Below are 15,272 nucleotides of genomic sequence, written 5' to 3' on the forward strand. Positions count from 1 at the left end.
GATGTTTACTGGAATTATCGAAGCGATGGGCCGTGTCCAAAAACTGACCCGTCGCGGACAAGACATGACCGTCACTATCGACAGTGGTGGCCTCGACCTTTCTGATGTCAAACTGGGTGACAGCATCGCCACCAATGGGGTGTGCTTAACTGTGGTCGCAGTGAGCGCAACCGGTTATAGCGCCGATGTATCTTCAGAAACCTTGGCGCGTTCGTCGCTCGGCGTCTTATCGGTTGGCGATAACGTTAACCTCGAAAAGGCGATGCTACCGACCACGCGGTTTGGTGGACACATGGTCTCTGGCCATGTGGATGGCCTAGGGGAAGTCACCTCCGTTAGCCAAACGGGCCGTGCATGGGAGTATTGGATTGCGTTGCCCCCGACATTAGCGAAATACGTGGCGTTAAAAGGGTCGATCACGGTTGATGGGATTAGTTTGACAGTGAACGAGGTTAACGGCAGCGATATCAAACTTACCATTGTGCCGCACACGGCCGAGCAAACCACCATTCAACACTTTGCGCCAGGGCGTAGGGTGAACATCGAAGTGGATGTGATCGCCCGATACCTTGAGCGACTGATGCTAGGCGATAAAGCGGCTGAACCGACACAATCAACGGGGGTTAGCTTTGAAACGCTTGCCCGTTCCGGCTTTTTGAAATAAGGAATCCAAGATGGCAATAAGTAGCGCCCAAGAAATCATTGACGATATCCGCCAAGGTAAAATGGTGGTGTTGATGGATGACGAAGATCGCGAGAATGAAGCGATTTGATCATTGCGGCCGAAGCGATTACGCCAGAGGCGATCAATTTTATGGCGACCCACGGGCGTGGTTTGATTTGTTTAACGCTGACCCAACAGCGTTGTCAGCAACTTGGATTGCCCTTGATGGTGTCAGACAATAATGCCCAATTTTCGACCGCCTTTACGGTGTCGATTGAGGCGTCTGAAGGCGTGACCACCGGTATTTCGGCGGCAGACCGCGCGCGTACCGTGCAAGCGGCGGTAGCCCCGAATGCCAACGCAGCCGACTTAGTGCAGCCGGGGCATGTTTTCCCACTGATGGCGCAAGAAGGGGGCGTATTAACGCGTGCGGGTCATACTGAAGCCGGTTGCGATCTGGCGCGATTAGGCGGCTTTAATCCGTCTTCTGTGATTGTTGAGATCTTGAACGAAGATGGCACCATGGCGCGTCGTCCTGACTTAGAAGTGTTTTGTGACAAGCATGGTATCAAGCTTGGCACGATTGCGGACTTGATTGAGTACCGTAACTTAAATGAAACCACCATTGAGCGCGTCGCCGAATGTACATTGCCGACCGAATTTGGTGAGTTTGATCTCGTGACCTACCGGGATACCATTGATAACCAAATTCATTACGCGATGCGTAAAGGCGAGATCTCTGCCAATCCGACCTTGGTGCGGGTCCATCTGCAAGATACGTTTACCGATCTACTCCGCTCAGATCGCACCGCTGAGCGCAGCTGGGGGCTGACTCGAGCCATGTCGCGGATCAGTGAAGAAGGGGGCGTATTGGTGATTTTAGGGAAAGAAGAAACGCCTGACTCCATTATCAACAAAGTTAAAGCCTTTGAAGCGCAAGATAAAGGCGAGAAACCGGCAGGCGCGAAATGGCAGGGCACTTCACGCCGAGTCGGGATTGGTTCACAGATTTTGGCTGATTTGGGGGTTAAACAAATGCGTTTGCTCTCTTCATCGACTAAACGTTATCACGCGCTGTCAGGCTTTGGTTTGAATGTGGTTGAATACGTGACCGAATAAATACTTAAGGGAAGCCGTGAGCGCTTGGTCGTTTCCCCAAGACACTGAGCATGGTGTCAATGGTGAAAAGTATGTTAGAATCGCGCGGTTTCTCATTCCGGAAAGCAAGTCACAGGAAGGCTCATGAACGTAATCGAAGGTGCATTTGCCGCGCCCAATGCGCAGGTTGCTATTGTTATCTCTCGCTTTAATAGTTTTATCAACGAGAGTTTGCTAGAGGGTGCGGTTGACGCACTGAAGCGCCAAGGCCAAGTCAACGACGATAATATCACCGTGGTACGTTGTCCCGGTGCCTACGAGTTGCCTGTGGTGACCCAAAAGCTGGCGAAAAGCGGTCGTTATGATGCGATTGTCGCACTAGGGTCAGTGATCCGCGGCGGCACACCGCATTTTGACTATGTTGCCGGAGAATGTAACAAAGGGTTGGCACAAGTGGCACTGGAGTATGAAACCCCAGTCGCTTTTGGTGTGCTGACAGTAGACACCATTGAGCAAGCGATCGAACGCGCAGGTACCAAGGCTGGTAATAAAGGGGCAGAGGCTGCACTGAGCGCGCTTGAAATGGTGAATGTTCTGTCCCAAATTGAATCCTAAATGGGGGTTAAAGTGAAACCAGCCGCACGGCGTAATGCTCGCCAATTCGCATTGCAAGCCATTTACACATGGCAAATCGCAAAAGGAAATGTCGCTGATATTGAAGCGCAGTTTTTGGCCGCAGATAAATACGAAGAAGAAGATGAGCACCAGAAAACAGAACCCCTTCTTCGCGATCCGGAAACTGATGTTGCGTATTTTCGTATCCTGTTCAGTGGTGTTGCGCTCAGCCATCAAGAGCTTGATAGCAAAATGCGTCCATATTTGTCTCGTCCATTACAGGATCTTGACGACATGGAACACGCTTTATTGCGTCTCGCGATGTATGAGCTGATCAAGTGTGATGATGTCCCCTATAAAGTTGTCATCAACGAAGCCATTGAGTTGGCCAAACGCTTTGGTGCGGAAGACAGCCATAAATTCGTCAATGGTGTCTTGGATAAAGCGTATCCTCGGTTACGTTAATCCCTCCTTACTAGGCCAGCCATGCTGGCCTTTTTATTGATCTAACCCGATAACTGATTTTTATGACGCGCAATGAATTTGATTTGATTCGCGATTATTTCGCACGTCAGCCGGTTAATCGTCGAGATGTCGTACTGGGCATTGGCGATGATTGTGCGATCACTGAGGTACCCAACGGCTGCCAACTTGTGGTGACCACCGATACCTTAGTCGAAGGCACACATTTTCTTCCTTCAGCCAGCGCATCCGATGTGGGGCACAAAGCCTTAGCTTCTAACTTGAGTGATCTTGCCGCGATGGGCGCAATGCCTGCTTGGTGCTCACTCGCTTTAACCTTACCCGACGCCGATGAAGCTTGGGTCGCTGGTTTTTGTCAGGGGTTTTCCGCCCTCGCTGAATACTTTCAGGTTCAGTTAATTGGCGGTGACACCACGCGAGGGCCTAGAAGTATTACCATGACGTTGCATGGTCATGTTCCCAAAGGCAGGCACTGACGCGTTCAGGTGCTAAGCCTGGAGACTGGATCTATGTCACGGGCACGCTGGGGGAAAGCCAAGCTGGGCTTGATTATGTACTGGGTAAACCCGTCGTGGATGAGGCACGTGCCAATAGCCTGATTAACCGCCATTATCGTGCTCAACCGCGTGTTGCGGTGGGACAGGCACTGCGGGGCATTGCCTCGGCTGCCATTGATATCTCCGATGGTCTCTATGCAGATTTAACCCATATTCTCAAAGCCAGTGATGTCGGGGCGCAAATTGAGATCACACGGCTACCGATTTCTGAGCGTTTACTCGCCGATGTTGATCGCGAAGTAGCCGCACAAAAACTGGCCCTGACCAGTGGCGAGGAATATGAACTCTGCTTTACCGTTCCTGAAATGCATCGCGGTACACTCGATACCGTGTTAAAACACAGTGGCATTAAGGTGCAGCGTATTGGTCAAATCAATGGCCACCGTACCCTTGAATTAGTCGCACAAGGTCAACCACTTGATTGGGCGCTTGCCGGTTGGGATCATTTTAAGGACTCAAATTATGACGGATCCTAAACATCGTTTATCTTTGTCTAACCCTATCCATCTATTGGCATTAGGGTTTGGCAGTGGTCTATCGCCGATTATGCCCGGTACCGTTGGGACGGTGTTTGCGATACCGTTTTACTGGGGGCTAGTGACCTTCGGCGGGATTGCTGCGCTTTGGGTTGCCATTGTGGTTGGCGGTATCGCGGGTATTGCGATCTGTGGGCGTGCATCTAATGACATGCAAGTCCATGATCATGGTGCCATTGTTTGGGATGAATTTGTCGGCTTTTGGTTAACCATGGCGCTTGTCCCAGCGACAGATTGGAAGACGGTACTGGCTGGCTTTGTGTTGTTCCGACTTTTCGATATGGTAAAGCCTTGGCCGATCAGCTGGCTAGACAAACATGTTCATGGCGGTTTGGGTATTATGGTTGATGATATTCTTGCCAGCGTGATGGCAATGCTAAGCTTGTGGCTCTTAACTGTTTATGTGCCTGCGCTTTTCTAGCGTTCAGCGCCAATATAGGTTGGCGCTCCCACAGGGACTCGAACCCCGATCGATCGCTTAGGAGGCGACTGCTCTATCCTGTTGAGCTATGAGAGCGTGCGACCATTATACGTAAAAACAGGCGCGATTTAAGCGCCTGTTTTCATTTAGTTAAGCCCTTTGGTCACGATATCGCCGATTTGAATGCTTCCGGTTAAGGTTTGAGGCTGAACAACCGCTTCCGCACTACTCTCATACACGCGCGCGACTGTTAGTGTGATACCACTTTTTCGCCGTTGGGTGCGCACAATGCCCAAGTCATCGGTGAAAGAAGCGATATGCCATAGAGTTAATTGATCGCCTTGCTGCACGCCATTAATACGCCCAACATTAATTTGTGCAATGTTCTCTTTCAATGACAAAATCTTAGGCTTGCTGGCACGACAGGCTAGGGAAGACTCCAAATCTAATAAAATATTTCGGCTCATCCGGCGTGCCATCTGCCATACGGCGACTGCCAGAATCGCGCCGTCTGCGTATCCACTTGGCTGTGTCGCTCAAAGGGCCAGTGTGCAACATCACGATATCGACGTTGAAAGATCACTTCCCCACTATCACTGTCCATCGCTTGGACATTGACCGCCAATTGGCGGTTATTTTGTGCCTTGCCGAAACCACTGGTATCCGTAGTGGCAGATAAATCGGTGATCGCGCCTGTCACAACAAACTGCGCGTCTTTGTCTTCTGCGAGCATAGCAACAGCGCTTGGCATATTGGGTGATACATCCACATTGGCGATCCCGCGTCCGACAAAGCTTTGTGCATGCTGTGTGATTTCACGGTTTAAAAGCACCGAAAAGTCGTCACCGAATTGATAGATCCCCCCTAGAGCTGCTTGTTGTGGCGAAACAATGGGAAAGCGGGTTAACACCAATCCTTTTTTATACTGCGTCTTGTGGCAAGCGTTTGCCGAGGGGTAAATATCTAGCCGCAAATTCACCACATAATTGCCACCCTGAGTGCCTTCCTCCAGCACTTGCACCTCGCGCACCGCGTTACCGCTGAACTGATAGCCAGGTTTTACTTGTGTATAGAAACGTTTGAGCTGCTGCAAACTGCCTACATCGGCTCCGGCAAAGCGCACCGCGTCGAAGGTTGCCGCTTCGAATGCTCGCACGCGTGCCGCTTGCTGGCTTTCGAGTATAGGAGAACTGGCTGATACTTCATACCAGGCAGCTTGCGTGAACGGAGCGACAACAACGCTAATAATCAGTGTTAACCGCGCCAAAAGGGTTTTCATAGTCAAGATCTCACTTAGTGGGTATGGAAATTGCTTTCACTTTATTAACGCGTAGGGTAACGGCCTACCAATAAGATGACGCAAAGACGCTGATGCAAGTTGTGTTCCTAAATGAGAACGAGCAATCTAGGGTAAAGGTTTGACGACATTGACCGATACACTAGATAACACACTTGTCTCACATCGATGACTGAGCGCGGAGCATGATACGATGAAAAAGTGGATAGTGGCGATAGTAGCGCTATTGGTAACAGGCTGTGCTTACACGCCAATCTATAACGGCAAAGAGCCGTATTCAGGCAGTGAATTTTTTCTTAAGCAGCGGCCACGCCACACACTCGACTATTTTTTAAATAGTATGGCGGATGAACTTTTAGCGACCAACGCTTACCTGACGGCGCGAACACCTCTGGCCGTGACCTCGTTTGTCGACCTGCAAAAAATGGACGAAACGAACTGGTTAGGAAACACCGTTACCGAAGGGTTGATTTACCAGATGCAAAGCCGCGGTTTTACCGTCGTTGACTTTAAGTCAACCGGCGCTATTCGGGTGACGGAAGAAGGTGATTTCACCATCAGTCGTGACTGGAAAGAGCTTAACCCTGAGCAGCAAATTGAATATGTATTAACAGGGACCATGCTCCGCCAAGGGGGTGGGGTGTTAGTTAATGCACGTGTTATCGGTATGGAGTCTCGCGTTGTTGTCGCCTCGGCGCAGGGCTTTTTACCCGCCGATCGGATTGGTCGTGATATCGATAGCTTGTATAAGGTGCGTAAGCGCGATGGCGTGATCATTCGAGATGATCAAAACCGCGTGAAACGTGAAACCGTCGTACTGAAGCCCTAGCATAGAAAAGAGTAAGGGAGACAAATGTTGAAAAAACATGGATTGCTTTTTGTCGCGTTATTGATGGTTTCTGCGTGTCAGCCCCTGACAAAAATGAAAGAAGAGAGCATTATTTCGGCGGTTGGCATGGCCTCGATCAGTGCGCAACAAGGAGCCACCCAAGAAGAGAAAGAAACGCGAGCGATGCGTGCGTCTAAAGTGGACGCCTATAAAGAGCTGAGCGAGCAAGTCTATGGATTACGCGTCAGCAGCCGCGCGAGCGTTAACGATCAAAGTTTAGGCCGCGACAGCACGCAAGGCGCAGTCGATGGTATTATTCGTGGGGCGGAAGTTGTGGCGAGTTATAAAGTTGGTGATAGCTACGTGACCGAACTTGAGCTAAACCTTGAGACAATGAAAAAAATGAAACGTTACGGAGAGTCACAGCCCGTGCCTAACAACAATTCTATTATCTTCTAATTGTACCTACTAATTGTACCTAATTACGCTTTGACGTTTGTTCCGAGCGTTTTTCTGCCTGAGGCATTACCGTCTTGGTTGTAGGTCAGTTCTGATTTACCGCCACTTTCTTGGAATAAGTTGCGCAGACGGTGAATACTTAAACTGGCTCGCTGTAATGCAACGCCATTGGTTTCATTTTGCTGCTTACAGGTGGACAAGCATGTTTGGATAGCGCTGACGTGCTCACGCATGGCTTGGTCATGGTGGAGCGAGTCACGTTCAGCGTGACGACTGATTTGCGCATCATTTCGCTGAATTTCATTGATTAAAACTTGTTTTTCTTTCGCAATGGCTTCGATGTCATCGGAAACACGGCTCGCGATGACACTGGCTTCTTGTTCCAGAAGCGTTTGGAGCGCTTGAACACGCTCACGCTGTTGCTCAACAAGCGTTATTAGGGGCGCAGTAGGACTCATAACCACTCCGTCAGCTTAGCTCTCGTTTAGATCGTTCTCGAAGCGCATCATATTGAAAGCCAATTTGTCAGCATCCACTTTATACGATCCGTTGGCAATGGCTTGCTTAATTTGCTCAACCTTCGCACTATCAAAATGGGGCTCGGCGGCCATCTCTTGATTCATTTTGTCAATTTTCTGGCTTTGTTGGCTTAATGAAACCGCATCGTCTTGGGGTTTCATTCCCTGTTGCTCACGGATCGTGCCGCTTTGCGTCTCTTGGGTTTTGGTTTGGTTGCTTGTGTTTCGTGTGGTGGTCAGCGCTTGCTGATTGCCACGTAGTTGATCAATACTCGCCATAACTTTGCCTTACTGTCAGTCGCTTTTGAGTCCATCGCTCAGCATATCGGCACATTTTGCAGTTACTTTAGCATTGAGCCATAAAAAGTCAGAAATTAACCGTTACTTCGCCGACCGCTGAGATTGTAGCATCGACAAGACGTTTAGATTTGTTGTTCTTGACTTTTATTTGCTCACCTAGCGCACCGTCACTTAATGCCGTGCCTTTTGCAACAATGTTGAGTCCGTTTCCTTGTGCAGTGATTAAAACGTCATCATTTCGACACACTGCACAGACATCGCTACTGCTGATCGGTTCGCCTAACCCTACCGTCCGTTTGACTTTAGAGCCCACTAAGCGGGCGGGCTGCGTATACGTTCTACCGCGTTGAAACCGACTATTCACCATTTGAATGGCAAGATCATCTGAAGCAATAGTCATGCCACGATTAAGAGGCCGCTTCGCGACGACCGAGGGCGTCATCAGCTCAATTTTAACCGGAATGTACACTTGCCAGTTGTCTTGATCACAAGACACCATCACAGTGACCGACGTATTAAGCTGTTGTCGACCTGGTATATCCGTATCCAAAGGGACGGGGCAGTCTGTTAAACGCATGCGGGCGTCAAGATTACCCGCTGCAATATTGAGTTCGCCGTTTTTTGGCACAGAAATAATTTCAGCGACATGTTTTTCTGCCGCATCTTGTACCGCTTCAATTTGACTTACTGTCGCAGCAGCTATACTTACGCTAAAGCTTGCGAGCAAAGTGACGCTAAATAAGCGCAATATCTTGGACATAGTTCCAAACCATCGGTAGCGGACAAAGAAGAAATTTCCCTTCTTTCTCGAGAGTCATGTGATTACCCACTATGATTACCATGCTACTCTACAAAAAAAATGGGGCAATATGGAGTTTATCTTATGACAGGTGGTGTTCTTGATTCGGTCAACCAACGCACGCAGTTGGTGGGGCAGAACCGCTTAGAGTTGTTGACTTTCCGCCTGATGAGAAAACAACGCTTTGGCATTAATGTATTTAAAGTCAAGGAGGTCTTGCAGTGTCCGCGATTGACGGCAATGGCAAATTTGCACCCTCTTGTCAAAGGCGTGGCCCATATTCGTGGTCAAACCGTTTCTGTCATTGATATGAGCCTTGCAACCGGTGGGCCAGCTATTACCGATCCCGAAAATCGGTTCGTGATCATTTCAGAGTTCAACCGATCGATGCAAGGGTTCTTAGTCGGTTCAGTTGAGCGCATTGTCAATATGAACTGGGAAAAAATACTGCCACCACCACAGGGAACGGGCCGTTCGCACTACCTCACTGCTGTTACTGAAATCGATAATGAACTGGTTGAAGTGCTTGATGTCGAGAAAATCCTCAATGAAATTGCCCCGGTCAATGAGGAGATCAGCGAAGAAGTGCTTTCCAAGCGTGAAGAACGTGAGGAAGATGCGCCGAGCCAAGTATTGGTAGCCGATGATTCGAGCGTCGCGCGTCGACAAGTAAAACGCGCAGTAGAAAGCGTCGGCTATGACGTCATCTTGGTACAGGATGGCAAAGAAGCGCTCGATAAGCTGAAAGAAATGGCAGCAGAGGGTAGCATCTATAGCCAGCTGGCCTTGGTGATTTCCGATATTGAGATGCCTGAAATGGATGGGTACACACTGACAACGGAGATTAGAAAAGACTCGAGTCTCAAAGATCTTCATGTAGTATTGCACTCATCGCTAAGTGGGGTATTTAACGAGGCGATGGTTCAGCGTGTCGGAGCCAATTCGTTTATTGCTAAGTTCGATCCAGATGAGCTGGGGTCTGCCGTCCTCGAAGCGGTTAAGTCGTAACGCAACCAGAGCGATTGAGTGAATTAATGACAAATGTAGCAATCAGTGATCAAGAATATCGAGACTTCTGCAAACATCTCGAGTCTAAGTGTGGGATCGTACTAGGAGACAGTAAACAGTATCTGGTGCGTAGCCGCTTAAGTCCGCTTGTGAATAAATTTGGTTTGACGTCACTGTCGGAACTCGTCAAATCGGTCGTCTCCGGGCGAAATCGTGAATTAGCCGTCGCGGCCATTGATGCGATGACGACCAATGAGACCCTATGGTTTCGTGATACCTATCCTTATGAGGTATTGGCACATCGTATACTCCCGGAGCTGGCGAAGTCACGCAAGCCGATCAAGATTTGGTCATCGGCCAGCTCATCGGGACAAGAGCCTTATTCCATTGCCATGACGGTCGCAGAGACACAACAGCGTAAACCAGGCATGCTTAGCAGTGTTAGCATTACGGCGACGGACATTTCTACGTCGATGTTAGAGGCCTGTCGCCAGGGCATTTACGATAATTTGGCATTGGGGCGTGGCTTGTCTCCGGAGCGCCGCCGCACCTTTTTTGAAGAGGTGGGTGACGGCAAAATGCGGATAAAAGAAAATATAAAGCGCATGGTGACTTTCCGTCCACAAAACCTGATGGAAAGCTACAGTTTGCTGGGTAAATTCGACATCATTTTCTGCCGTAATGTCTTAATTTACTTTGCACCAGATATGAAAGCTAAGGTGCTTAATCAAATGGCAGGGGCGCTCAACCCCGGCGGTTATCTTATTCTGGGGGCATCGGAGTCACTCACTGGCTTAACGGATAAGTTTGAGATGGTCCGCTGCAACCCAGGCATCATCTATAAGCTAAAATAACCCTTTAAGAAGCGGCACAGTGTTTGCCGCTTTTTTGTTGACTGCCTGTTACCTACCTGCGCTCTTTCGCTGCTTCCATGCGCTGAACCCGCGCCCTACCTCGTGTTCACTCAAAAAAACAGTGCTAGATAGAAACTTGGCACCCTGTTTGCTTTATTCTATGCAGTAAGAATTCGGAGGTTGTCCATGGCGATTACATTTGACAATGCATTAGGTGTACACCAGCACACGGTTGGCGTAAGAGGTAAGCGGGCAGAAACCCTGTCTAGCAATATCGCTAATGCCAATACGCCAGGCTACAAAGCGCAAGATATCGACTTTCAACGCGCGCTGAAAGCGGACAAGCTCCGAGGCAAATATTGGCCTAAGTCGCACTAATGAGCGGCACATCGCTGCCTCTACCCGGGTCATGGGAGAGAAAAAGTACCGTGTCCCATCACAACCGGATACGGGCGATGGCAATACGGTTGATGCGCAACTAGAAAAGAATTTGTTCATGCAGAACGCACTGGAATACCAAGCCTCACTCGATTTTCTTGGCGCTAAGTTCAAGAATATGAAGAAGGCATTGAATGGGAAATAATCGATGAGTTTGTTTAATATCTTTAACGTGTCGGGATCGGCCATGAGTGCCGAATCAGTACGATTGAACACCACATCAAGCAACCTGGCCAATGCCAACTCGGTGAGCAGCTCTGCTGAAGAAACGTATCGAGCCCGGCATCCTATTTTCTCTGCGGAGCTTAATCGCTTCAAACAGCAGGGGGACAGTGTGCCAGTTAACATTGATGGTATTGTAGAAAGCCAGAAACCGTTGCGCGCGGAATATAACCCCAACCATCCGATGTCGAATGACGAAGGTTATATCTTTAAACCAAACGTGAATGTGATGGAAGAGATGGCGAACATGATTTCTGCGTCGCGGTCCTACCAAACCAATGTTCAGGTGGCCGATGCGAGTAAACAAATGCTGATGCGTACGCTTCAGATGGGGCAGTAATGTAGGAGGCGAAGATGGCCGGAATTGACGGTACAGGTTCAAGTAACGGACTGTCCTACATTGACCAGCTAAAGGCGCAGCAAGAGAAAAAACTGCAAGAGCGGCAAGACTCGACCACGGGGAAGCAAGCGCTTGAACAGGAAGACTTTCTCAAATTGCTCACCAAGCAGCTGTCACAGCAGGATCCGTCTAAACCTGTCGATAATGACAAGATGATCTCACAGATGGCGTCGTTTGCCACGGTAGACGGTATCGGCAAAATGAACAAGCAGTTTGATACGTTCAATGAGTCGATTACGTCTAACCAAGCATTACAAGCGTCATCGTTAGTTGGGCGTGACGTCCTGGTGCCTGGCTCCACTGGTGTAAAAGGTGAAACGGGCGGCGTCGCGGGCATGGTGAAGCTGCCCCAAGCGCTTGATAATGTCAGTGTCCGGGTTGAGAACGAGCAAGGACAACTACTGAGAACTTTCAGCATGGGGGCCAAGCCGCCGGGTGATCATCGCGTCGAGTGGGATGGGTTGGATGACAACGGCAATGCCATGCCGGAAGGCACCTATAAGCTCAAAGTGAGTGGTATGGTGGATGGCAAGACCCAAGAATTTGATGTGTCGACCTATGCCAACGTGAACAGTGTCTTGCTGGGGAATGGTGGTGGCAATGTGATGTTAAATATTGCTGGCTTTTCCTCACCGCTAAAACTGGCTGAAGTGCTAGAGGTCGGTAACGCCGATGTCGGTAATGTGACGAGAGGCTGACCGATTGATTAGGAGTGAAAAGCAATGGGTTTTAATATTGCGTTAAGTGGCCTTGGTGCGGCCCAGAAAGACATGAACACCACCAGTAACAACATTTCTAATGCCAATACGTATGGCTTTAAGGAATCTCGCGCTGAATTTGGTGATGTTTACTCAACGTCGATCTTCTCAAATTCGAAGACCACTAACGGTACCGGTGTACAAACGTCGACCGTGGCGCAGCAATTCCACGAAGGGTCTAGTATTTATACTAACAACCCATTGGATTTGCGGATTAGCGGTAATGGCTTCTTTGGGGTGTCGAATGACAATCTACAAACCAACGACTACCATCTCACCCGAAATGGTGCTTTCCATCTTGATAAAAATAACGACATTATCAACTCCGAAGGTCAGTACCTGCTAGGGTATAATGTTGATCCGGATACTCAGCAGGTGGCCTCTTATGAGCCTCAGTCTCTTAATGTCCCCGATCAGTTTGGTCAGCCTCGTGCGTCACAAAATGTTGATATTGGTTTGAACTTACCAGCCGGCGGCGCACAAAAAGATCCGACCCAATTTAATTTTGAAGACCCAGAAACCTACAACAAGCAAACCTCTGCGACGGTTTATGATTCGCTTGGTCAGCCGTACAAGTTGTCGACGTATTATGTCAAAGGCAACGATCCGGCCAATCCTAACAGCTGGTCGGTGTATTACACCATGACGGATCCAGACGGTGAAAAGCCGGTTAACATCCAAGGGGGGAATTCAACCAATGCCGCTGGACAGGTTGGCCACACCATCGACTTTAACTCAGACGGTTCAGTGAACAATATTAATGGCGGTAATCCGATCGTGACCGACGCCTTGGGGCCTGCAGGCGCTGGATTAGAAATGAACGGTGCCAACGGTGATCAGCAGCTAACGCTCAACTTTGATAACCCGACTCAGTATGCCGCGCCATTTGAAATGCGTAAGTTTAGTGATGACGGAGCGACAACCGGTTATTTGACCAAGGTGGATATCGACCGAAAGGGACCATTATGGCGACCTACAGTAATGGTGAAAATATGGCTTTGGGCCGTGTTGCTATGGTGCGTGTCGCCAATCAGCAAGGGTTGGCTCAAGTAGGTAATACCCAATGGGATGTCACGCAGGATTCTGGGGATCCTATTTTTGGTGAAGCCATGCAAGGTGCCTTCGGTCAAGTGAAAAGCGGGACGATTGAGCAATCAAACATCGATATGACCCAAGAGCTGGTTGATTTGATCACCGCGCAGCGTAATTTCCAAGCGAACTCGCGAGCGCTGGAAGTGAGTAATCAGATGCAACAGAATATCTTACAAATCCGTTAAGATCTCTTTTTATTGCCGCCTGCCCGTCAGGCGGCAAGTCCTAGCCTTTATTTACTCCTATTATCTCCCTTCTCGATTACCTCTTTCTATCTTTCTGAAAAATATGGCTTTAATTAATGGCATGTTCTTTGCTTTGTTACCGATAGAACGTTTGTGGAGGCAACCAATATGGATCGCGCGTTATACCTCGCCATGAGTGGCGCTAAGCAAGATATGCAGGCAATGCAGTTGCGCGCCAATAACCTAGCTAATGTCAGTACCACGGGATTCCGTGCTGATCTTGAGCAGTCTCGCTCTATGCAAGCTTACGGTGAGGGGTTACCAAGCCGAGTCTTTAATATGACTGAGCGACCTGGTTATAGCTTCGAGCAAGGCTCCACCATTACCACGGGGCGTAATCTTGATGTGGCCGTTCAAGGTGAAGGCTGGATGTCGGTATTAGATAGCCAGGGCCAAGAAGGCTACACCCGTGCCGGTCACTTGAAAGTGGATCAAACCGGGTTACTTCAGAACAGTAATGGCAATCTGATCCTGGGTGAAAATGGTGGGCCAATCTTTATTCCTTTGCCTGCTGCAAAAATTGAAGTCGGCAAAGAGGGTGGCGTTTCTGTACTGCCCCAGGGGGCACCGCCTGATGCGATGGAAGTGGTCGATAGAATTAAACTCGTCCGCCCCGATAACCAAGATCTTTTCAAAGACAAAAATGGGGTGTTTAAGCCTAAAGAGCCTGGCACCGTATTTCCAGCTGATGCAGGCGTGACGCTACAAACGGGTGCCCTAGAAGGCAGTAATGTCAATGCGGTAGGTGAGATGACAGGGCTGATTGACTTGCAACGTCACTTCGAGATGCAAGTGAAGTTAATGAAAACCACAGAAAAAATGGACGAGTCGTCTTCATCGCTATTACGGCTTGGCTAAGGTTTATTAAGAGGAAGTAATTATGCATCCAGCATTATGGGTCAGCAAAACCGGACTTGATGCGCAGCAAACTAATATTTCGACGATTTCGAATAACCTAGCCAACGCATCAACGGTCGGCTTTAAAAAATCTCGCGCGGTATTTGAAGATCTCTTTTATCAAAATATTAATCAACCGGGTGGCCAATCATCTCAGAATACCGAACTACCGAGTGGTTTGATGTTAGGGGCAGGGTCAAAGGTCGTCGCCACTCAGCGTGTCCATACCAATGGTAATGTGCAAACCACGGACAATGCGCTCGACATGATGATCGAAGGCGATGGCTTTTTCCAAGTGTTGCTTCCCGACGGTAACATGGGTTACCAACGCAACGGACAGTTTACCTTGAACGATGAGGGGACCATTGTTACCTCAGGTTCGGGCTACACACTGGAGCCTGAAATCGCGATACCGGATGATGCTGTGCAGGTGACCGTTGGCACGGATGGCGAAGTCTCTGTACGTTTGCGCGGTCAGCAAGAAAATCAAGTCTTGGGTCAAATCACTACGGTGGATTTTATTAACCCAGGTGGTTTAGAGCCGGTCGGTCAAAATATCTATCTCCCCACTGGCGCCAGTGGTGACCCACAAGAAGGCGTACCAGGTCTGAATGGGTTTGGCGAAGTGAAACAATCGATGCTTGAGACCTCTAACGTCAATGTGACCGAAGAGCTGGTTAATATGATCGAGGCACAACGTGTGTATGAGATGAACTCTAAAGTGATCTCATCCGTTGACCAAATGCTTAGTTACGTAAATCAACAGTTATAAGCATGATAAA

17 protein-coding genes, 1 tRNA gene and 4 pseudogenes are annotated in these 15,272 nt (G+C 49.1%); 16 read left to right on the forward strand and 6 right to left on the reverse strand.

Annotation, left to right across the window (positions count from 1 at the left end; all coding sequences use genetic code 11):
• Position 1 precedes the first annotated feature (1 nt).
• The 6 genes and pseudogenes from DZ54_RS0102880 to DZ54_RS0102905 all read left to right on the forward strand — a co-directional run bounded on the left by DZ54_RS0102880 (position 2) and on the right by DZ54_RS0102905 (position 4,374).
• Complete coding sequence (locus DZ54_RS0102880; RefSeq protein WP_025673040.1) at positions 2–664, forward strand: riboflavin synthase; 663 nt, start codon at positions 2–4, stop codon at positions 662–664.
• A gap of 10 nt (positions 665–674) precedes the next feature.
• Positions 675–1,783 (forward strand): annotated as a pseudogene (ribBA, locus tag DZ54_RS18540) (bifunctional 3,4-dihydroxy-2-butanone-4-phosphate synthase/GTP cyclohydrolase II).
• Positions 1,784–1,906: 123 nt separating this feature from the next.
• Positions 1,907–2,377 (forward strand): 6,7-dimethyl-8-ribityllumazine synthase, encoded by a 471-nt coding sequence (ribH, locus tag DZ54_RS0102890; protein WP_025673041.1) that lies wholly within the window; start codon positions 1,907–1,909, stop codon positions 2,375–2,377.
• Entirely contained in the window at positions 2,378–2,842 is a 465-nt protein-coding gene (nusB, locus tag DZ54_RS0102895) for a transcription antitermination factor NusB (protein WP_025673042.1), read from the forward strand.
• Positions 2,843–2,904: 62 nt separating this feature from the next.
• Positions 2,905–3,893: pseudogene (thiL, locus tag DZ54_RS18545) on the forward strand (thiamine-phosphate kinase).
• Positions 3,880–4,374 (forward strand): phosphatidylglycerophosphatase A, encoded by a 495-nt coding sequence (locus DZ54_RS0102905; protein WP_025673043.1) that lies wholly within the window; start codon positions 3,880–3,882, stop codon positions 4,372–4,374. Before thiL ends, DZ54_RS0102905 begins: the two are co-directional and overlap by 14 nt.
• Before the next feature lie 20 nt (positions 4,375–4,394).
• Here the strand turns inward: DZ54_RS0102905 and DZ54_RS0102910 are convergent.
• The 3 genes from DZ54_RS0102910 to DZ54_RS18550 all read right to left on the reverse strand — a co-directional run bounded on the left by DZ54_RS0102910 (position 4,395) and on the right by DZ54_RS18550 (position 5,653).
• Positions 4,395–4,470, reverse strand: a tRNA-Arg gene (locus tag DZ54_RS0102910).
• A gap of 50 nt (positions 4,471–4,520) precedes the next feature.
• A complete protein-coding gene (locus DZ54_RS25785; protein ID WP_240473899.1) occupies positions 4,521–4,841 on the reverse strand; it encodes a FlgT C-terminal domain-containing protein in 321 nt (106 codons plus the stop codon).
• Positions 4,838–5,653: a flagellar assembly protein T N-terminal domain-containing protein gene (locus tag DZ54_RS18550; RefSeq protein WP_240473900.1), complete on the reverse strand. Its 816-nt coding sequence runs from the start codon at positions 5,651–5,653 to the stop codon at positions 4,838–4,840. Before DZ54_RS18550 ends, DZ54_RS25785 begins: the two co-directional genes overlap by 4 nt.
• 211 nt (positions 5,654–5,864) lie before the next feature.
• Here DZ54_RS18550 and DZ54_RS0102920 point away from each other — a divergent pair, with 211 nt between their 5' ends.
• Both DZ54_RS0102920 and DZ54_RS0102925 read left to right on the forward strand, forming a co-directional pair.
• Positions 5,865–6,500, forward strand: a complete 636-nt coding sequence (locus tag DZ54_RS0102920; protein ID WP_025673044.1) for a FlgO family outer membrane protein — start codon at positions 5,865–5,867, stop codon at positions 6,498–6,500.
• 24 nt (positions 6,501–6,524) lie between these two features.
• The gene (locus DZ54_RS0102925; protein ID WP_128080442.1) at positions 6,525–6,959 is read left to right on the forward strand and encodes an LPP20 family lipoprotein; all 435 of its coding nucleotides are present in this window, start codon (positions 6,525–6,527) and stop codon (positions 6,957–6,959) included.
• Positions 6,960–6,982: 23 nt separating this feature from the next.
• Here DZ54_RS0102925 and DZ54_RS0102930 read toward each other — a convergent pair whose 3' ends face one another.
• The 3 genes from DZ54_RS0102930 to flgA form a co-directional block, all read right to left on the reverse strand.
• Entirely contained in the window at positions 6,983–7,417 is a 435-nt protein-coding gene (locus DZ54_RS0102930; RefSeq protein WP_025673046.1) for a flagella synthesis protein FlgN, read from the reverse strand.
• A gap of 15 nt (positions 7,418–7,432) precedes the next feature.
• The gene (gene flgM, locus DZ54_RS0102935) at positions 7,433–7,756 is read right to left on the reverse strand and encodes a flagellar biosynthesis anti-sigma factor FlgM (RefSeq protein ID WP_025673047.1); all 324 of its coding nucleotides are present in this window, start codon (positions 7,754–7,756) and stop codon (positions 7,433–7,435) included.
• A gap of 88 nt (positions 7,757–7,844) precedes the next feature.
• Positions 7,845–8,537 (reverse strand): flagellar basal body P-ring formation chaperone FlgA, encoded by a 693-nt coding sequence (gene flgA, locus DZ54_RS0102940; protein WP_025673048.1) that lies wholly within the window; start codon positions 8,535–8,537, stop codon positions 7,845–7,847.
• Positions 8,538–8,660: 123 nt separating this feature from the next.
• On the opposite strand from flgA, the gene DZ54_RS18555 reads away from it, so the two are divergent.
• The 8 genes and pseudogenes from DZ54_RS18555 to flgG all read left to right on the forward strand — a co-directional run bounded on the left by DZ54_RS18555 (position 8,661) and on the right by flgG (position 15,262).
• Positions 8,661–9,584, forward strand: coding sequence for a chemotaxis protein CheV (locus tag DZ54_RS18555; protein WP_025739055.1), 924 nt, complete (start codon positions 8,661–8,663; stop codon positions 9,582–9,584).
• A 26-nt stretch (positions 9,585–9,610) separates the two neighbouring features.
• The gene (locus DZ54_RS0102950; protein ID WP_025673049.1) at positions 9,611–10,438 is read left to right on the forward strand and encodes a CheR family methyltransferase; all 828 of its coding nucleotides are present in this window, start codon (positions 9,611–9,613) and stop codon (positions 10,436–10,438) included.
• A gap of 186 nt (positions 10,439–10,624) precedes the next feature.
• Positions 10,625–11,021 (forward strand): annotated as a pseudogene (flgB, locus tag DZ54_RS18560) (flagellar basal body rod protein FlgB).
• Positions 11,022–11,024: 3 nt separating this feature from the next.
• Complete coding sequence (gene flgC, locus DZ54_RS0102960) at positions 11,025–11,438, forward strand: flagellar basal body rod protein FlgC (RefSeq protein ID WP_025673050.1); 414 nt, start codon at positions 11,025–11,027, stop codon at positions 11,436–11,438.
• A 14-nt stretch (positions 11,439–11,452) separates the two neighbouring features.
• Positions 11,453–12,196 carry a flagellar hook assembly protein FlgD gene (flgD, locus tag DZ54_RS0102965; protein WP_025673051.1) on the forward strand — a complete coding sequence of 248 codons (744 nt, stop codon included), beginning with the start codon at positions 11,453–11,455 and terminating at the stop codon, positions 12,194–12,196.
• A gap of 24 nt (positions 12,197–12,220) precedes the next feature.
• Positions 12,221–13,533, forward strand: a pseudogene (gene flgE, locus DZ54_RS18565) (flagellar hook protein FlgE).
• Positions 13,534–13,701: 168 nt separating this feature from the next.
• Entirely contained in the window at positions 13,702–14,451 is a 750-nt protein-coding gene (gene flgF, locus DZ54_RS0102975) for a flagellar basal-body rod protein FlgF (protein ID WP_025673052.1), read from the forward strand.
• A gap of 22 nt (positions 14,452–14,473) precedes the next feature.
• A complete protein-coding gene (gene flgG, locus DZ54_RS0102980; RefSeq protein ID WP_025673053.1) occupies positions 14,474–15,262 on the forward strand; it encodes a flagellar basal-body rod protein FlgG in 789 nt (262 codons plus the stop codon).
• Positions 15,263–15,272 lie beyond the last annotated feature (10 nt).

Source organism: Salinivibrio socompensis S35 (assembly GCF_000513715.1).
GTDB lineage: Bacteria > Pseudomonadota > Gammaproteobacteria > Enterobacterales > Vibrionaceae > Salinivibrio > Salinivibrio socompensis.